At 63.5% G+C, this 18,051-nt stretch carries 14 protein-coding genes; 8 read left to right on the top strand and 6 right to left on the bottom strand.

Annotation, left to right across the window (positions count from 1 at the left end):
* Nucleotides 1-166: 166 nt before the first annotated feature.
* Together HX851_RS04230 and HX851_RS04225 are read right to left on the bottom strand one after the other, a co-directional pair.
* Nucleotides 167-1,069, bottom strand: a complete 903-nt coding sequence (locus HX851_RS04230) for an alpha/beta hydrolase (protein ID WP_177065128.1) — start codon at nt 1,067-1,069, stop codon at nt 167-169.
* Between the two features lie 142 nt (nt 1,070-1,211).
* Entirely contained in the window at nt 1,212-2,498 is a 1,287-nt protein-coding gene (locus HX851_RS04225) for an OprD family porin (protein ID WP_177056113.1), read from the bottom strand.
* Between the two features lie 400 nt (nt 2,499-2,898).
* On the opposite strand from HX851_RS04225, the gene HX851_RS04220 reads away from it, so the two are divergent.
* On the top strand, nt 2,899-4,992 hold the full coding sequence (locus HX851_RS04220) for a TonB-dependent receptor (protein WP_177065127.1): 2,094 nt from the start codon (nt 2,899-2,901) through the stop codon (nt 4,990-4,992).
* Between the two features lie 60 nt (nt 4,993-5,052).
* Here the strand turns inward: HX851_RS04220 and HX851_RS04215 are convergent, their stop codons facing one another.
* From HX851_RS04215 to HX851_RS04200, 4 genes are all read right to left on the bottom strand, one after another.
* The gene (locus tag HX851_RS04215) at nt 5,053-5,253 is read right to left on the bottom strand and encodes a hypothetical protein (RefSeq protein ID WP_042935701.1); all 201 of its coding nucleotides are present in this window, start codon (nt 5,251-5,253) and stop codon (nt 5,053-5,055) included.
* 246 nt (nt 5,254-5,499) lie between these two features.
* Nucleotides 5,500-6,606, bottom strand: coding sequence for an agmatine deiminase (gene aguA / locus HX851_RS04210; RefSeq protein ID WP_177056115.1), 1,107 nt, complete (start codon nt 6,604-6,606; stop codon nt 5,500-5,502).
* Between the two features lie 5 nt (nt 6,607-6,611).
* The gene (gene aguB, locus HX851_RS04205) at nt 6,612-7,490 is read right to left on the bottom strand and encodes an N-carbamoylputrescine amidase (protein WP_177056116.1); all 879 of its coding nucleotides are present in this window, start codon (nt 7,488-7,490) and stop codon (nt 6,612-6,614) included.
* 364 nt (nt 7,491-7,854) lie between these two features.
* Nucleotides 7,855-10,767 carry an aminotransferase gene (locus HX851_RS04200; RefSeq protein ID WP_177065126.1) on the bottom strand — a complete coding sequence of 971 codons (2,913 nt, stop codon included), beginning with the start codon at nt 10,765-10,767 and terminating at the stop codon, nt 7,855-7,857.
* A gap of 185 nt (nt 10,768-10,952) precedes the next feature.
* On the opposite strand from HX851_RS04200, the gene rfbB reads away from it, so the two are divergent.
* From rfbB to HX851_RS04165, 7 genes are read left to right on the top strand one after another with little or no spacing between them, the layout of a single operon-like run.
* Complete coding sequence (gene rfbB / locus HX851_RS04195) at nt 10,953-12,035, top strand: dTDP-glucose 4,6-dehydratase (protein ID WP_177065125.1); 1,083 nt, start codon at nt 10,953-10,955, stop codon at nt 12,033-12,035.
* Nucleotides 12,032-12,907 (top strand): glucose-1-phosphate thymidylyltransferase RfbA, encoded by an 876-nt coding sequence (gene rfbA, locus HX851_RS04190; RefSeq protein WP_177065124.1) that lies wholly within the window; start codon nt 12,032-12,034, stop codon nt 12,905-12,907. Before rfbB ends, rfbA begins: the two co-directional genes overlap by 4 nt.
* Nucleotides 12,904-13,449, top strand: a complete 546-nt coding sequence (gene rfbC, locus HX851_RS04185; protein WP_177056120.1) for a dTDP-4-dehydrorhamnose 3,5-epimerase — start codon at nt 12,904-12,906, stop codon at nt 13,447-13,449. The genes rfbA and rfbC overlap by 4 nt, the downstream gene beginning before the upstream one ends.
* Nucleotides 13,446-14,330 carry a dTDP-4-dehydrorhamnose reductase gene (rfbD, locus tag HX851_RS04180; RefSeq protein WP_177056121.1) on the top strand — a complete coding sequence of 295 codons (885 nt, stop codon included), beginning with the start codon at nt 13,446-13,448 and terminating at the stop codon, nt 14,328-14,330. The genes rfbC and rfbD overlap by 4 nt, the downstream gene beginning before the upstream one ends.
* 37 nt (nt 14,331-14,367) lie before the next feature.
* On the top strand, nt 14,368-16,182 hold the full coding sequence (locus HX851_RS04175; protein ID WP_177065123.1) for a sensor histidine kinase: 1,815 nt from the start codon (nt 14,368-14,370) through the stop codon (nt 16,180-16,182).
* Nucleotides 16,179-17,570, top strand: a complete 1,392-nt coding sequence (locus HX851_RS04170; protein WP_177065122.1) for a sigma-54-dependent transcriptional regulator — start codon at nt 16,179-16,181, stop codon at nt 17,568-17,570. Before HX851_RS04175 ends, HX851_RS04170 begins: the two co-directional genes overlap by 4 nt.
* Before the next feature lie 22 nt (nt 17,571-17,592).
* On the top strand, nt 17,593-18,048 hold the full coding sequence (locus HX851_RS04165; protein ID WP_177056124.1) for a YiiD C-terminal domain-containing protein: 456 nt from the start codon (nt 17,593-17,595) through the stop codon (nt 18,046-18,048).
* The last annotated feature ends 3 nt before the right edge of the window (nt 18,049-18,051 follow it).

Raw genomic sequence — 18,051 nt, 5'->3', positions numbered from 1 at the left:
CTCCTGCAAATCAACCGTGAACGTCAGTGGTCAGCACAGGCGTGGCGGGAAAGGCAGACGCGCAGCCTCCATTTTCGACCACCGCCATCCGTGCTGGCATAAAGCTAGTTCGTTATCGGCGCAGTGCAATGTTTATTGGGGTTTGCCAGTGTTTTGGCCTGCAAAGTCAGCGAACCACGGGCGATGAGAAACCATCGAAGGCCTGGCGCAGGGCCTTGGCATATTCGCGGCTGCCGAGGGTCATGCTGTTGATATGGTTGCCGCCCTTGATCAGCAGCAACTGCTTGGGTTGCGCCGCGGCTTCATACAGGGCCTTGCTGAAGCGTGACGGCACATAGGGATCGTCGGTGCCATGGACGATCAGCACCGGGATGTCGATCTGGTTGATCTTGTCGATGGAGTCGAATTTCTCCGAGAGGATCCAACTGACCGGCAGCGAAGTCGGAATCGCCGCGCGGGCGGCGTCGCCAAGGTCGGTAAAGGTCGATTCGATAATCAGCCCGGCCGCCTTGGGGGCCTCCTTGCCGCTGGCCAGGCGCTCGGCCAGGTCCACCGCCACCGCGCCGCCCAGTGAATGACCATAGATATAACGTTTGCGGGCGTCGGGTTGCAGTTGCACCAGGCGTTTCCAGGCATTGCCGGCATCCTGGTACACGCTGCGTTCGGAAGGCAGGTCGCCGGGGCTGTCGCCGAAGCCGCGATAGTCGATGGCCAGCACCGAGAAACCGAGGTCGCGCAATTGGGTGATCCGCCCGACCTGCGCCGTCAGGTTCCAGCGGGTGCCGTGCAGGTAGAGGATGGCCGGCGCGTTGGCCCGGCTCGACGGCCACCACCAGGCGTGCAGGTAGTCGGAGCCGACCAGCCCGCCACTGACCGGGATCTGCAGTTCCCTGACCCCCGCTGGAATGCCGCTGAACCAGCTGGCGGTGCCCGGCTGGATATTGAACAGCAACTCGCGCTCCTTGTAGGCCAGTCGCGAACAGCCATAGGGCAGGCCGACGGCAAGGAACACCGCCAGCAAGCCCAGGGACAACCAGCGACGACGGGCGATAAAGGTTCTGACGGTCATGGCGCCCGGGTCTCGGTCTCAGGGGAAGCGTCGGCTCACAAGGCCCACAGATTACTCGCAACCGCCACAAACAAAAACGCCCCGAACCAGTCGGGGCGTTTGTTCAACCTGGCATCAGGTTGCTAGAGCATTGTCGCGTCGATCAGAACACGTTGATCGGGTAGTCGACGTACACACGTACTTCGTTACCGCTGACGTTGTACTCGCTGGACTTCTGCGACACACGCAGGATCGAGCTACGCAGCTTCACGCTCAGGTCCTTGGCCGGGCCGCTCTGGACCACGTATTTGACCTGGTTGAATATTTCGCGCTCGGTCCCGCCGGTGCTGGTGGAGGTGGTGATGTTGTCACCGCGTACATAGGCCACGTTGTAGCTCAGACCCGGAACGCCATAGGCACCGAAGTCCAGGCCGTAGCCCAGCTGCCAGGAACGCTCGTCCGAGCCGTTGAAGTCGGACCAGTAGGAGTTGGACAGGAGGATGGTGTTGCCGCCGTCACCGACACGCCCCTGGCCACGCTGGTAGCCGCCGTACGGGTAGCCCAGCAGGCTGTCGCCAGTGCTGCGCTGGTGGGCGATGGTGAAGGAGTGGGCGCCCAGGGCGTAGGTGGCCGCCAGGCTCCAGATCTTGTTGTCTTCGCCGCCGGCACCGGCCTTGGCCGCGTAGTCCTTGTCCAGCTCGGTACGGTAGCCGTTGAAGTCCAGGGTCAGGGACTGATCCTTGGCCACCGGGAACACGTAGTTCAGGTTCACGTACTGCTTCTTCAGCACGTCTTCGATGTCGGAACCATAAAGCGCGGCCTTGAAGTTGTCGGTGAACTGGTAGCTACCGCCCAGCACGTTGATGCTTTTCAGGCCACCGCTGTCACGACCTTCGTCGCTCTTGCGCGACTCTTCGGTGAAGTGACCGGCGTCCAGTTGCAGGCCCTTGATCTCCTTGGAGGTGATCAGGGTACCGGTGTAGCTTTCCGGCAGCAGGCGCGAGTTGTCGTAGTTCAGGACCGGCAGGGCCGGCATCTGGTCGCCGTAGGTCAGCACGGTGTTGGACAGACGGAATTTCACCGCGGCGCCGGCCTTGGCGATATCACGGGCCGGGTCACCCTTGTTGTCCTTGGCGAAGAAGTCGATGCCTTGTGCACCGGTTTCGCCACGGCCTCCGTCCAGGCGCAGGGCGTACAGGCCGAAGGCATCGACGCCGACGCCCACGGTGCCCTGGGTGAAGCCGGACTTGAAGGTGCCGATGGCCGCCTGGCCCCACTCGATCTTGTCCTTGTTACCGTCTTTGTAATCGCGGTTGATGTAGGCATTGCGCAGCAGAATGTTCAGGTGGCTGTCTTCGACAAAACCCTTGGCGTCCGATTGTTCGCTTGCCATGGCCTGAGTAGCGCTGAGGATGCCCAGTGCGAGCAGACCGATCCGTTTGTTCAACATATTATTTTCCTTATTGCTGGATGAAACGCCCTGCGGCTCCGAGCTGAACCTGTGTGTGTTGGTGGTTTCACGCAGAAACAAAAAGGCCCGCCGCAGGTGTCTGCAGCGGGCCTTTTATTTATTTTGTTATATGGCTTATAGCCACAGGCGTGACGCGGATCGTATCCGCGACACGACTAAAGTGTCAATTTCGTGAATCCTCGGCAATTAGACAAGATTTTTCGGTCAACCTCGAAAAAAGGCATATCAGCCACCGACGCGGCAGATTCACAGTATCGAAACATTCAGACACAAACTCTGAACGGGCGCGACTGGGAAGTATTATCAGTAGTTAATAACAATCGTTACTATTAACTCTGTTTTCCCTTCCCTCTCACGCCCCTACGGATACACCCCCTCGATGCCTGCCCCTTATTGCCTGACGCCCATTAACCTCGGGCTTTGCGTTCTGCTGTCCGCCGGATTTGCCGGCGCCACGACCACCACCCTGCCGGAGCTGTCGATCAGTGCCGAGGCCGACCCGGACGATCCGCGGGTCAAGGAGGTCAGCACCGCGACCCGCACCGCCACGCCGGTGCGTTATGTGCCCCAGGCCATCGACTCGCTGAAAACCGCGAATGTGCTCGATTACGGCACCAATGACCTGGGCAAGGCGTTGAGCGGTATTCCCAACGTCAGCAGCGGTGCCGACACCCGTTTCGACAGCCTGCGGATTCGGGGTTTCGACGCCAGCAACGACTTCTACCTGGACGGTGTCCGCGACGACAGCCAGTACGTGCGCGACCTGCACAATATCGAGCGCATCGATGTCCTCAAGGGGCCGGCGGCGGTGCTCTACGGCCGTGGCAGCCAGGGCGGGATCGTCAACCGGGTGAGCAAGCTGCCGCAGTTCGGCCGGCGCTCCACGGTCGAAGTGCAGGGCGGCAGCGATGACCTGCGCAGCCTCTACACCGACCTCAGCGTCGATCCCACGGAAAACCTCAGCCTGCGCCTGAACATGGGTAATCAGGACGCCAACAGCTTCCGCGACGGCGTCAGCGGCAATCGCCAGTTGTTCGCACCGTCGATGAGCTGGCAACTGACACCGGACCTGAACTGGCTGGTGCAGTACGAATACAGCCGCTACAACCGCACACCCGATCGCGGCGTGCCGGGGGTCAATGGTCGTCCGGCCGATGTCGGGCGCGACACCAGCTATGGCGACCCACGGGACTACATCGACGACAAGGCACAATCCCTGCGCTCGAAGCTGACCTACGCCCTGGGCGACAACTGGCAACTGCGCCATACCCTCGGGGTATTCAAGCTCGACAGCGATTTCGACAACACCTACCTGACCGGCTACACGCCCGCGACCCGCCAGGTCACGCGCCAGCGCTGGCAACAGGACCTCAACACCCGCAATCTCTACAGCAACCTGGAAGCCGAAGGCAGCTTCGCCACCTTCGGTCTCGAACACCGCCTGCTGACCGGCCTGGAGCTGGGCAGCCAGCGCCGTGATCCGAAACTCTACACCGCCCTCGCCGTCAACCGCGGCGGCCGTGCGGTGCCGTCGCTGGACCTGTTCAACCCGAACCACAACCTGAGTCACACCGGCGCCATGGTGCCGTCCAGCGACAACCACACCGAAGTCGAGAGCCGGGCGATCTATGTCCAGGACCAACTGCGCCTGAATGATCAATGGCAGTTGCTCGGCGGCCTGCGCTACGACAGCTTCGATGTCGAGACCACCAACAACCTGACCCGCGTCAAGGACAGCCGCGACAGCCACAGCACCAGCCCGCGGTTCGGGGTGGTCTGGACGCCCTTGCAGGACCACTCCTTCTACGCCTCCTGGAGCAAGAGCTTCTCGCCTGTCGGGGGTGGCCTGATCGGCATCACCCCGAACGCCGCCGGCAACGGCAACGACCTGAGCCCGGAGATGACCCGTCAGAAAGAGCTCGGGGTGAAAAGCGACTGGCTCGGCGAGCACCTGAGCACCACCCTGGCGGTCTACGAGCTGGAACTCTACAACCGCCGCACCAGCGATCCACTGAACCCGGGGATCACCCTGCTCAGCGGCCTGCAACGCTCACGGGGCGTCGAGTTGACCGGCACCGGCAAGATCGTCGGCAACTGGTACCTGCGCGGCGGCATCGGTCTCCAGGACGCAACCATCGTCAAGGACAACAACGGCTTCGAGGGCAAGCGCGTGAGCAACGTCGCCAAGCGCAACGCCAGCCTGTTCCTGACCTGGAAACCGGAAATGGGCTGGTACGCCGAGACCGGCCTGACCCTGGTCGGCGACCGTTATGCCGACAACGCCAATACCGTTGTCCTGCCGGGCTACGGCAGTTGGGATGCCCTGGTAGGCTTGCGTACCCGCGATTGGGACGTGCGCGCCGCACTGAACAATATCAGCGACCGCACCTACTACACCTCGGCCACCAGTGCCTTCCAGATCCAGCCGGGCGCCCCGCGCAACCTGGTGGTCACCGGCACCTACAGTTTCTGAGGGCGATAAAAAACGCCGCTGTCCGGATCGCTCCGGGCAGCGGCGTTTTTCTTCAGTCCTTTAACCCTGCAAAACCCCCAGCAAGGCTTCCAGTTCAGCTTCGCTGAACAAGCCCGCGGGATAGCGGTCGATAATAATCCGACGAGGATCCTGACCTCGGGTGGTACGCGTTCCATTGCTTTTCAACCACTGGGCCAGAACTTGAAGCGACTCGCTCGTCACCGACAGGGGATGCGAAACTCGCTCGCTGGCTACGTTCATCTCGACGCTCTCCTGATTCATGAGCGGCTAACTTACTCAAGGTTTATGACAGAACGTCGCAATCTAAAAGACGCTTCGCCTATAGCGGAAGCTGATACAAGAGCTATGCCAAAGTGCCAGTTCTGTCGACCACGACACATAAAAAAACCCGCGACCCATCAGGGCCGCGGGTTAGATGAAGAAATATTTAACATGATGCAAAAGTGCCATCATTTGTAGCAGTGCCACTATTTGTTACAGGCCCACTCAACCATGGTGCGGCGCAGGTTGTTGTTGTGTAAGGCAATGAATATTTCCCCCACCCAGTAACAACTCCCGGCCCGGTACCATCACCACTTCATGCTGCGGGAAGAGCTTCTGCAGGATGTCCCTGGCGACGCCATCCATCGGATCGTCGAAGCTCGGCGCGATAATCCCGCCGTTGACGATCAGGAAATTCACATAGGACCCGGCCAGACGCACCGAAGGGTTGCGCTCCTGGCTGCCGGCGACGGCATCGACGCCAGCGCACTCTTCTTCGGTGGCGTACAGCGGACCGGGAATCGGCATCTTGTGCACCACGAAGGCGCGGCCCTTGGCATCCCGGCTGTTCTCCAGGACCTGCATGGCCGCCTGGCAACGGGGGTAGTTGGGGTTCTGCGGATCGTCGGTCCAGGCCAGCAGCACTTCGCCCGGACGCACGTAGCAGCAGAAGTTATCCACATGACCATCGGTCTCGTCGTTGAACAGACCGTCCGGCAGCCAGATCACCTGGTCCACCGCCAGGTGCTCGGACAGCACCTGTTCAATCTCCTCGCGGGTCAGGTGCGGATTGCGGTTGCGATTGAGCAGGCATTCCTCGGTGGTGATCACCGTGCCTTCGCCGTCGACATGGATCGAGCCGCCTTCGAGCACGAAACCTTCGGTGCGGTATTCCTGGCAGCGCTCGATGTCGAGAATCTTGCCGCCGACCTGCTCGTCACGGTTCCACGGGGCGTACAGACCGCCGTCGAAACCGCCCCAGGCATTGAAGCCCCAATGCACGCCACGGACTTCGCCCTGATGGTTGATGACGAAGGTCGGCCCGCTGTCGCGTACCCAGGCGTCGTCGCTGGACATTTCCACCACGCGGATATTCGGTACGTCCAGGCGCGCCCGGGCGTTTTCATACTGGCCGGCGGAGACCACGACCGTCACCGGTTCGAACCGGGCGATGGCCTTGGCCACGGCGGCATGGGCCGCCTGCGCCGGCTTGCCGCCCAGGCGCCAGTTGTCCGGGCGCTCGGGCCAGATCATCCAGGCCTGGGTCTGGGGCGCCCATTCGGCGGGCATATGGAAGCCGTCGGCGCGTGGGGTGCTGTGCAAGATAGTCATGGGGATCAGGACTCCAGGGAACCGTCGAGGGTTTTCAGGGCGCTGTACAGGTTCGGTCGGCGGTCGCGGAACGAACCCCAGGCGCTGCGAATATGTTCCAGCTCGTCAAGGTCGAAGCGATGGACCAGGATACCTTCCTCGGTCTCATTGAGTTCTTCGACTTTTTCGCCGAACTGATTGGCGATGAATGACGAGCCGTAGAAGGTGATGTCGTAACCGTCCTGCTCTTCGTTGCCGATGCGGTTGCTGGCGACCAGCGGCATCAGGTTGGCACCGGCATGGCCTTGCTGCACGCGCTGCCAGTGGTCGCGGGAGGAAATGCTCTTGTCGTGCGGCTCGCTGCCGATGGCGGTCGGATAGAACAGGATCTGGGCACCTTGCAGGGCCATGCTGCGGGCGCACTCGGGGAACCACTGGTCCCAGCAGATGCCCACGCCGATCTTCGCGTAACGGGTGTTCCAGACCTTGAAGCCGGTGTCGCCCGGATTGAAGTAATACTTCTCATGGTAGCCGGGACCGTCCGGGATATGGCTTTTCCGATAAATCCCGAGGTTGGCGCCGTCGGCATCGATGATCGCGATGCTGTTGAAGCGGGCGCGGCCGGCCAGTTCGAAGAAGCTGATCGGCAGTACCACCTGCAGCTCGCGGGCGACCTTCTGGAAGTGCCTGATCGCGACATTGTCTTCCACCGCGGTGGCCAACTGCAGGTAGTCCGGATTGGGCTTCTGGCAGAAGTACGGGGTTTCGAACAGTTCCTGGATCAGGATGATCTGCGCGCCCTTGGCGGCCGCCTCGCGCACCAGCTTCTCGGCGGTCTCGATATTGGCTTCGAGGTCCCAGGAACAGGCCATCTGGGTGGCGGCGACGGTAACGATACGGCTCATGAATCATCTCCTGAACGGTTGCAGAGGGTCGACTCCAGGTGTCGACCGATGACAGATTGAGAGCAGCCGGGCGCCACAGCGCCACGCGAAGGCAGTGGCGACTTTATAACCGATAAAAATCGGCTTTAGAAGCATGTAAACTAAAAATAGCTATTTTTTACGTTTATTTTATCGATAAGAATCGACATCAAGATCGTTCCCACGCTCCGCGTGGGAATGCAGCCCGTGACGCTCCGCGTCACAAAAGCGGACGCAGAGCGTCCACAGAGGCATTCCCACGCGGAGCGTGGGAACGATCAACGCTCCGCGTGGGAACGATCAAATACACCCGCAACCTGTAGGAGCCGGCTTGCCGGCGATGCTTTTACAGTCCTTCGTCCAGCACCTTCGACAGCATATCGACAAAGAAATCCACGCTCTGGCGCGTGGTGCACATCGGCGGCTTGATCTTGAGGATGTTCAGGTAATCGCCGGTGGGCTGCATGAAGATCCCCAGTTCCCGCAACCGATCGCACAACAGCGCGGTTTCCTCGGTCGCCGGCTCCAGGGTTTCGCGATTGCGGATCAGTTCGGCGCCCAGGTAGAAACCGGAGCCGTGCACCGCCCCCATCAGCGGATGCCGGTCGATCAGGGCCTCCAGGCGCTGCTTGAAGTAGCCACCGACGATCTCGGCGTTTTCCCAGAGTTTTTCCTCCGCCATCACGTCCAGCACCGCGATGCCGATACGGCAACTGACCGGGCTGCCACCCGACGACGAGAAGAAATAACCCTCGGCCTCCAACGCCTCGGCGATCTCCCGGCGGGTGATCACCGCGCCCAGCGGCTGGCCGTTGCCCATGCCCTTGGCCATGGTGATGATGTCCGGCACCACGCCCTGCTCCTCGAAGCCCCAGAAGAACTTGCCCATGCGCCCATAGCCGACCTGCACCTCATCGGCGATGCACACGCCCCCCTGGCCCCGCACCAGCGCATACACCTGCTGCAGGTAACCCGGCGGCAGGGAAATCCCGCCGGCATTGCCATACACCGGCTCGCAGATAAAGCCGGCCAGTTGGCGATTCTCTTCGGCCAGCTTCGCCAGGTTGTGCTCGACGCTGCGCACATAGTCCGGCGCACTGGCGCTACCGCGAAAGGCACCGCGATAGGTGTTGGGCGCGGTGACCGGATGCACCCAGTCCGGGCGGCTGCTTAGGGCCTTGGGGTTGTCGGCAATCGAGGTGGACACCGCATCGGCCGCCACCGACCAGCCGTGATAGGCCTCCAGCACGCTGAGCATGTCGCGCCCGCCGCTGTAGGCCCAGGCCAGGCGGATCGCCAGGTCGTTGGCCTCGGTGCCGCTGTTGACCAGGAACACCCGGTCCATGGAGTCCGGCGCCAGCGCCAGCAGCCGCTCGGAGAACTCGGTCACGGCGGCGTAGTGGAACCGTGAGTTGGTGTTGAGCAGCGACCACTGCCGCGCCGCCTCGGCGGCCATCCGTGGATGACCGTGGCCGAGCACCGCGACATTGTTGAGCATGTCCAGGTAGGAACGGCCCTGCATGTCGATCAGGTGATTGCGCCAGCCCCGCTCGATACGCGGCGGGTCGACGTAGTAGTGCTTCTGCGTACGGGCAAAACTGGCGGCGCGACGGGCCAGCAGGTCGGCCGCATCCAGCTCCGGCTCGGCGTCGCAGGCCAGCCCCAGCAACGCCGCCGGCGACGGGCACAGGGCCTGCCAGGCGGCCGTACGCGACGGTGTGCAGAACAACGGCGGATCGAGTTCGGCATGCCGGCACAGCTGGACCCGCAACGCGCCGCCCGTCTCACCCAGGACTTGCCCCTTGAGCACCGCCGCGCCGGATCTGAGGGACGCCTGCAGGCCCCACAAGCGCAGGCTCAGGGGATGCCCGACCAACTGCAAGCCGCCGTCGGCCAGGGCATGCAGGGTCCCGGCAAAAGGCGACTCCACGGTGGTGCCGGCCGGGACCTGCAAGTCGACATGCAAGGGACAAGTGTCAGGCTCCACCGCGCTGTCCGGCCGGGTGCGGGACAACCGGTACTGGCCGTAGCGGCTGGCCGCCAGGCCATGAACCGCCGCCGCATCGGCCAACAGGCGCTGGTCGATGCCGTCCTGCTCCCAGTTGCCGGCCTCGAAATGCGGGCTGAGCACACCCAGGTCGATCAGCGCGAACTCACGTCCCACCAGCCCTGGCAGCAGGGGCGCAAAGCCTGCGCTGCCGATAGGCTCCAGGGGCTGGTCGAGCGCGGTGAGAATCGCTGCTTCCATCAGTTCGAAGGGCACCGAGGTCGCGACTTCGAAGATCTCCCACTCATGGGCGAGATTGTCACGGCTGTAGTGGTTATCCGGATCAATGCTGACCTGCTGTTCGCCACTGAGCACCAGCACCGCCGCCCGGGCGACGATCAGCGGCCACAGGGCCAGCAGCTCTTCGCGTTGCAACGGATTGACCGCGTGATAGGCCTGGATCGCCGGCAGGATCACAAAGGGATCGTCTGCGGCATGGTGCAGCAACGCCGCGCAGGTCACCGACAGGTCGGCGATGCGCCAGGTCCGGATCAGGTCGCCGAAGTCGATCACGCCCTGCAGTTGCCAGTGTCGTTGTCCATCGCGGCGCCAGACCACGTTGTCGTCGGTGATATCCAGGTGAATGGCCTGTACCGGCAGTTTTGCCACCAGCGGTTGCAAGCGACGCTCGGCCTGGGCAGCCGCCTCGCGAATGACCGACTGCTGTTGCGGGTCGCGGATCACCGGCAGCAGGTGGTTGATCAGTGCACTGGCATGCCGGGCATCCCATTGCAGGGTGCGCTCCAGGCCCGGATGCTGGAAGTCCGCCAGGGCCCGGTCCATTTCGCCGCACAACCGCCCCAGGCCGACCACCAGGTCGCGGCCCAGGTGCGTGAGGTGGGTCAACGACTGGCCTTCGATATATTCCAGCAGGCGCACATGCACCGGCTGCCCGCCAAGCTCCAGGGACAGCAGGTCCTGACCGTTGTTCGCGGCAATCACCCGCGGCACCCGCAGGCCGTCGCGACCCGCCAGGTGCGCCAGCCCCGCGTGCTGGGCCTGCAACTCGACGGTGGCGTAATCGCCGTGGCAGATTTTCAGAACGAACCGGCCTGCGGCGCTGTCGACCCGATAGTTGAGGTCCTGCTGGCTGCCCAGCGCCTGCAAGGTGCCAGTGAGTCCGTAATGCTCCTCGAGCAGTTGCAGCGCCCGCGCTGGCGAGACATTCGGGCCTGGCAGACTGGCGCGGCGGATCAACGTGGCGAGCAACATGTAACGACTCCCTGAAGTTTTTATTGGCTGTCTATATCGCCATTGGTGCCGTCAATACGCAAGCAGGAAGTAAAGCAGGAAGGATCGGCACCGATACAAGAGCAATCGTACTTGCACCGCTGCGCGCCTACCCACAAGCTATGCTGCATCAATTGAATGTCCGTCTAAGGAAAAGGCACACCGACATGCGTATTCTCGTCACCGGCGGCGCCGGTTTTATCGGCTCCGCCCTGATTCGGCACCTGATCCGCAACACCGCACATGAAGTCCTCAACCTCGACAAACTGACCTATGCCGGTAACCTCGAGTCGCTGACCAGCATCGCGACCGATACCCGCTATGAGTTCGTCCAGGCCGATATCGTCGACCAGGCGACCGTCAGCGCGGTCCTGGCGCGTTTCGAGCCCGATGCGATCATGCACCTGGCCGCCGAGTCCCATGTGGACCGCTCCATCGACGGTCCGTCGGATTTTATCCAGACCAATATCGTCGGCACCTACAGCCTCCTGGAAGCCGCTCGCGGCTACTGGTCGAAGCTTGCCGAGCCGGCAAGAAGCGCCTTCCGCTTCCACCATATTTCCACCGACGAAGTGTATGGCGACCTGCATGGCGTCGACGACCTGTTCACCGAAACCACACCGTATGCCCCCAGTTCGCCATATTCCGCGAGCAAGGCCGCGTCCGACCACCTGGTTCGCGCCTGGCACCGTACCTACGGCCTGCCGGTGCTGCTGACCAACTGCTCGAACAACTACGGCCCGTTCCACTTCCCGGAAAAACTGATCCCGCTGGTGATCCTCAATGCCCTGGCCGGCAAGCCGTTGCCGGTGTACGGCGACGGCCTGCAGGTACGTGACTGGCTGTTCGTCGAGGACCATGCCCGCGCGCTGTTCAAGGTGGTGACCGACGGCGTGGTGGGCGAGACCTACAATATCGGTGGTCACAACGAGCAGAAGAATATCGACGTGGTCCGGGGTATCTGCGCCCTGCTCGAAGAACTGGCTCCGGCACGTCCGGCCGGCGTCGAGCGGTTCAGCGACCTGATCACCTTCGTCAAGGACCGCCCGGGCCACGACCTGCGCTATGCCATCGACGCCGGCAAGATCGAGCGTGAGCTGGGCTGGACACCGGAAGAAACCTTCGAAAGCGGTCTGCGCAAGACCGTGCAGTGGTACCTGGCCAACCTGGAATGGTGCCGCCGGGTCCAGGACGGCAGCTATCAGGGCGAGCGCCTGGGCGCCCTCGATCACAAGGAATTGTTGGCATGATGAAAGGTATTGTCCTGGCCGGTGGTTCCGGCACGCGTCTGCACCCGATCACCCTCGGGGTATCCAAGCAGCTGTTGCCGATCTACGACAAGCCGATGATCTACTACCCGATCTCGGTGCTGATGCTCGCCGGTATCCGCGAGATCCTGGTGATTTCCACCCCGCAAGACCTGCCGCAATACCGCAACCTGCTGGGCGACGGCAGCCAGTTCGGCGTGCATTTCAGCTACGCCGAGCAGCCATCCCCGGATGGCCTGGCCCAGGCGTTCCTGATCGGCGAGGAGTTTATCGGCGACGATCCGGTGTGCCTGATCCTCGGCGACAATATCTTCCACGGGCAGTCTTTCAGCACCCAGCTGAAAAGCGCCGCCAGGCAACCCAGCGGCGCAACGGTCTTCGGCTACTGGGTCAAGGACCCGGAACGTTTCGGCGTCATCGACTTCGACAGCGAAGGTCGTGCACTGTCCATCGAAGAGAAACCCGCCAAGCCGAAATCCAGCTATGCGGTGACCGGCCTGTATTTCTACGACAACGACGTGATCGAGATCGCCAGGGCGGTCAAACCGTCGCCACGGGGCGAACTGGAAATCACCGACGTCAACAATGCCTACCTCAAGCGTGGCGATCTTCACGTCGAGCGCTTCGGCCGTGGCTTTGCCTGGCTCGATACCGGCACCCACGACAGTCTGCTGGAAGCCTCGCAGTACGTGCAGACCATCGAACACCGCCAAGGGCTGAAAGTCGCCTGCCTCGAGGAAATTGCCTACCAGAACGGCTGGATCGATCGAGACCACCTGCTTGAGCGCGCCCGCTATTTCGGCAAGACCGGCTACGGCCAGTACCTGTTCACCCTCGCCGGAGAGCAACGATGAAGGCCACACCGACACGCCTGCCGGGCGTGCTGATCCTCGAACCCAAGGTGTTTGGCGACGAGCGCGGCTTTTTCTACGAAAGCTTCAACGCCCGGGCCTTCCAGGAGGCCACCGGGCTGGATCTGGCGTTCGTCCAGGACAATCATTCACGCTCGCAGAAAGGCGTGTTGCGCGGCCTGCACTATCAGTTGGAAAACACCCAGGGAAAACTGGTGCGCGTCATTGCCGGTGAAGTCCTCGACGTGGCCGTGGATATCCGCCGCAGCTCGGCGCATTTCGGCCAATGGGTCGGCGTACGCCTGTCGGGCGAGAACCATCGCCAACTCTGGGTGCCCGAAGGCTTCGCCCACGGTTTCGTGGTGCTCAGCGACTACGCCGAATTCCTCTACAAGACCACCGACTACTACACCCCCAGCGCCGAGCGCAGCATCCGCTGGGACGACCCGACCCTGGCCATCGATTGGGAATTCGAAGGAGTTGTGCAACTCTCGGCCAAGGATCAGAACGGTAAATCCCTGTACGAGGCCGACCTGTTCGAATGAGCCCATCTCCCCTGAAAATCCTGATCAGCGGCCAGCACGGCCAGGTCTCCCGCGAGTTGCAGAAACGCCTGGGTGACCTGGGCCAACTGCTGGTGCCGGGACGCGACCAGCTCGACCTGGCGCGTCCGGAGCAGATCCGCCAGCACGTCCGCGCCCACCGTCCCGACCTGATCATCAACGCCGCAGCCCATACCGCCGTCGACCAGGCGGAGTCCGAGCCGGAGCTGGCTTTCGCCATCAACGCCACCGCGCCGGGCATCCTCGCCCAGGAAGCCGCCGACCTGGGTGTCCCGCTGATTCACTACTCCACCGACTACGTGTTCGATGGCAGCAAGAGCGAACCCTACAACGAAGACGACGCGACCAACCCGCTGAGCGTCTACGGCGAAAGCAAGCTGACCGGCGAGCGGGCCATCGCCGCGGCCCACGGCCAACACCTGATCCTGCGCACCAGCTGGGTCTACTCCAGCCACGGGCGCAATTTCCTGCTGACCATGCAGCGGCTGCTGCAGGAGAAGCCGGAACTGCGCATCGTCGCCGACCAGGTGGGCGCGCCGACCTGGGCCGGGACCATCGCCAACAGCACCCGCGCCCTGATCGAGCGTTGGCAGGCCGGCCAGGCCGGTGCCTGGGGCACCTACCACCTGACCGCCAGTGGCGAAACCTCCTGGTTCGGTTTTGCCCAGGCCATCGGCGAGCAATTGCTGGCCCTGAACAAGCCTTGCGCAATCCTCGAAGCCATCCCGTCGAGTGCCTACCCGACGCCTGCGACCCGCCCGCTGAACTCGCGCCTGGACTGCAGCCGCCTGTTGCGCGAATGGCAGGTGAGCCAGCCGGATTGGCATACCGCATTACGCGAGTGTCTTGCGGAGCAGGGCTGAGACATAATGCGTCGGACTCCACCGGCGCATGTTCTCGATGATCACGACCCCACCTATTCCCCGCAGACCCCGCTGGCGCAGCCTGGCCCTGCTGTTCCTGTGCCTGGCCCCGCTGCTGTGGCCGCTGGAACACCTCGCCGAGCGTTATTACCGCAGCGAGCTGGTAGGGCAGAATCGCCAGACCCTCGACCTCTACGTCGCCAACCTGCTGGGCACCCTGCACCGCTACGAGGTGTTGCCGCAGATCCTCGGCGACCTGCCGGCCTTGCGCGCCGCCCTCGCCGAACCGGAACAGGGTCCGCGCATCGAAAGCGCCAACAGTCTGCTGCGCGATATCTGCAGCCAGACCGGTGCCGAAGTCATGTACCTGATGGACACCAGCGGCAAGACCCTGGCCGCCTCCAACTGGGACAAGCACGACAGCTTCGTCGGGCGTAATTTCGCCTTCCGGCCCTACTTCAGCGAAGCCATGGCCGGTCGCCTGGGACGCTTCTTCGGCCTCGGCACCACCTCGGGCAAGCGCGGCTACTTCTTCGCCGCCGCCGTTCGCGACGGCGAACACGTCATCGGCGTGCTGGTGGTCAAGGTCGACCTGGACCATACCGAAAGCCTCTGGGGCAAGACCCCGGAACAACTGCTGATGACCGACCACAACGGCGTGGTGATCCTCACCTCGCGGCCGGAGTGGCGCTTTCGTGCGACCCGTACCCTGAGCGATACGGAACGCGATGCCATCACCGCCATCCAGCCCTACCCGACGCGCAATCCGCAGCCGCTGAACATCAATCCCAAGGCCTGGCTGACCCAGACCCAGCAGATCGAAGAAACCGGCTGGAGCGTCAGCATCCTCGCCCCGCGCACCCTGATCGACCGTCCGGTACGGACCGTGGTCGCGGTCGGCGGCGCCACCCTGCTGGTGCTGATGCTGCTGCTCGGCCTGATGATGCAACGCCGTCGCCACTACCTGGAGCGGATCGCCTTCGAGGCCAAGGCCCGGCGTGAACTGGAAATGCGCGTGGCCGAACGGACCAGCGACCTGGAAGGCCTCAACCGCCGGCTCAAGCAGGAAGTGCTGGAGCGCGAACACGCCCAGCAGGAGCTGGTCCGCGCCCAGGACGACCTGGTCCAGGCCGGCAAGCTCTCGGCCCTGGGCACCATGTCGGCGAGCATCAGCCACGAACTCAACCAGCCGTTGGCGGCGATCCGCAGCTATGCGGAAAACGCCGAAGTACTGCTCGACCACGAACGCACCGATGACGCCCGCGGCAACCTCAAGCTGATCAGCGAACTGACCGGACGCATGGCCTCGATCATCGCCCATTTGCGCGCCTTTGCCCGCCGCGACCGCCATGCCCCGGAAAGCGTGGCCCTGCAACCGGCGCTCGACGATGCCCTGGCGCTACTGGCCAAGCGTCGGCGGTCCATGGAAGTCGAGCTGATCCGCGACCTGCCGGCCGCCGCGCTGTGGGTCGAGGCCGGCGAAACCCGTCTGCGCCAGGTGCTCGGCAACCTGCTGGCGAACGCCCTTGATGCCCTGACCGAAAAAGGCCCGCCGCGCAAACTCTGGCTGAGCGCCCAATCGTCACCGGAAGGCGTCACCCTGACCATTCGCGACAACGGCCCGGGGTTCTGTCTCGAAGCCCTGGGCCGCGCCGGCGAACCGTTCTATACCACCAAGACGCGCACCCAGGGCCTCGGCCTCGGCCTGGCGATCTGTGACTCCCTGATGCGCGCCTTCGGCGGCGAACTGCTGTTCGCCAACCACCGTGAAGGCGGTGCCCTGATTACCTTGCGGCTGCGCGCCGGTGCACCCGGGGTCAGCCTGCAACCTGCCGAGGATTCGATTGTATGAATATCGACCACCACATCCAGGTGGTATTGATCGACGATGATCCCCACCTGCGCCAGGCCCTGAGCCAGACACTCGATCTCGCCGGCCTGAAGATCCTGCCGCTGGCCGAGGCCCAGGGCCTGGCCGGGCGCATCGAACGCGACTGGCCGGGGGTGATCGTCAGCGATATCCGCATGCCGGGCATGGACGGCCTCGACCTGCTGAATGAACTGCATGCCCAGGACCCGGATCTGCCGGTGCTGCTGATCACCGGTCACGGCGACGTGCCCCTCGCCGTCCAGGCGATGCGCGCCGGCGCCTATGACTTCCTGGAAAAACCCTTCGCCAGCGACGCCCTGCTCGACAGCGTGCGCCGTGCCCTGGCCCTGCGCCGCCTGGTGCTGGACAACCGCAGCCTGCGCCTGGCCCTGAGCGATCGCCAGCAACTCAGTGCACGCCTGGTCGGCCATTCGCCGCAGATGTTGCGCCTGCGTGAGCAGATAGGTGCCCTGGCGGCGACCAAGGCCGATGTGCTGATCCTCGGTGAAACCGGGGCCGGCAAGGAAGTGGTCGCCCGCGCCCTGCACGACCTGTCGAGCCGGCGCAACGGCCCGTTCGTGGCGATCAATGCCGGAGCCCTGGCCGAATCGGTGGTGGAAAGCGAACTGTTCGGTCACGAACCGGGCGCCTTCACCGGCGCGCAGAAGCGCCGTATCGGCAAGTTCGAATTCGCCAACGGCGGCACCCTGTTCCTCGACGAAATCGAAAGCATGAGCCTGGATGTCCAGGTCAAGCTGCTGCGCCTCTTGCAGGAGCGGGTGGTCGAACGCCTGGGCGGCAACCAGCTGATCCCGCTGGATATCCGTATCATCGCCGCGACCAAGGAAGACCTGCGCCAGTCCGCCGACCAGGGCCGTTTCCGCGCCGACTTGTACTACCGGCTGAATGTCGCGCCGTTGCGGATTCCGCCCCTGCGCGAACGTGGCGAAGATGCGCTGATCCTGTTCCAGCATTTCGCCGACGAGGCCAGCAGTCGCCACGGCCTGCCCCCCCACAGCCTGCAACCGGCACAACGGGCGCTGCTGCTGCGCCACACCTGGCCGGGCAATGTGCGGGAACTGCAGAACGCCGCCGAACGCTTTGCCCTCGGCCTGGAACTGGCGCTGGACAACAACGCGTCGCAGAGCCTCGACGCGAGCATCGCCGGGGTGATCGAAGGCGGCCTCAGCGAGCAGGTCGAGCACTTCGAGAAATCCCTGATCGCCGCCGAGCTGGCGCGCTCCCACAGTTCCTTGCGCAGCCTCGCCGAAGCCCTGGGCATCCCGCGCAAGACCCTGCACGACAAGCTGCGCAAGCACGGGCTGAACTTCGACAGCGGCGGCAACAGTGCCAGCGACGAACTCGAATGAATCACGCCACAGAGGTCACTGCATGAACCGCGACAGTCGTTACCTGGAGTCCATCCTCCACCACGACATTCCCCTGACCCGCGAGATGGGTCTCAAGGTCGGCGGCTGGGACGCCGGGCAACTGCGCCTGCAATTGCCGCTGGAGCCGAACGTCAACCACAAGAGCACCATGTTCGGTGGCAGCCTGTACTGCGGCGCGGTGCTGGCCGGTTGGGGCTGGCTGCACCTGAGCCTGCGCGAGGCGGGGATCGAGGACGGACATATCGTGATCCAGGAAGGCCGGATCAGCTATCCCCTGCCGGTCACCGGCGATGCCGAGGCACGCTGCGCGGCACCGGAGGAAAAGACCTGGAAGAAATTCCTCGCGACCTACCAGCGCTACGGGCGGGCGCGCCTGACCCTGGAGACCCAGGTGATGAATACCGGCAGCGAGGACGCCGCCGTGCAGTTCAGCGGGCAGTACGTGCTGCACCGCTGATCT

Source organism: Pseudomonas gingeri, from assembly GCF_013385635.1.
GTDB classification, from domain to species: domain Bacteria; phylum Pseudomonadota; class Gammaproteobacteria; order Pseudomonadales; family Pseudomonadaceae; genus Aquipseudomonas; species Aquipseudomonas gingeri_A.
The sequence above is the reverse complement of the archived record's forward strand: the minus strand, read 5'-3'. Positions and strand labels throughout refer to the sequence as shown.

Coding starts and splice junctions, on each gene's coding strand:
- HX851_RS04230 (WP_177065128.1), bottom strand. CDS start 1,069: ATGACCGTCAGAACCTTTATCGCCCGTCGTCGCTGGTTGTCCCTGGGC.
- HX851_RS04225 (WP_177056113.1), bottom strand. CDS start 2,498: ATGTTGAACAAACGGATCGGTCTGCTCGCACTGGGCATCCTCAGCGCT.
- HX851_RS04220 (WP_177065127.1), top strand. CDS start 2,899: ATGCCTGCCCCTTATTGCCTGACGCCCATTAACCTCGGGCTTTGCGTT.
- HX851_RS04215 (WP_042935701.1), bottom strand. CDS start 5,253: ATGAACGTAGCCAGCGAGCGAGTTTCGCATCCCCTGTCGGTGACGAGC.
- aguA (WP_177056115.1), bottom strand. CDS start 6,606: ATGACTATCTTGCACAGCACCCCACGCGCCGACGGCTTCCATATGCCC.
- aguB (WP_177056116.1), bottom strand. CDS start 7,490: ATGAGCCGTATCGTTACCGTCGCCGCCACCCAGATGGCCTGTTCCTGG.
- HX851_RS04200 (WP_177065126.1), bottom strand. CDS start 10,767: ATGTTGCTCGCCACGTTGATCCGCCGCGCCAGTCTGCCAGGCCCGAAT.
- rfbB (WP_177065125.1), top strand. CDS start 10,953: ATGCGTATTCTCGTCACCGGCGGCGCCGGTTTTATCGGCTCCGCCCTG.
- rfbA (WP_177065124.1), top strand. CDS start 12,032: ATGATGAAAGGTATTGTCCTGGCCGGTGGTTCCGGCACGCGTCTGCAC.
- rfbC (WP_177056120.1), top strand. CDS start 12,904: ATGAAGGCCACACCGACACGCCTGCCGGGCGTGCTGATCCTCGAACCC.
- rfbD (WP_177056121.1), top strand. CDS start 13,446: ATGAGCCCATCTCCCCTGAAAATCCTGATCAGCGGCCAGCACGGCCAG.
- HX851_RS04175 (WP_177065123.1), top strand. CDS start 14,368: ATGATCACGACCCCACCTATTCCCCGCAGACCCCGCTGGCGCAGCCTG.
- HX851_RS04170 (WP_177065122.1), top strand. CDS start 16,179: ATGAATATCGACCACCACATCCAGGTGGTATTGATCGACGATGATCCC.
- HX851_RS04165 (WP_177056124.1), top strand. CDS start 17,593: ATGAACCGCGACAGTCGTTACCTGGAGTCCATCCTCCACCACGACATT.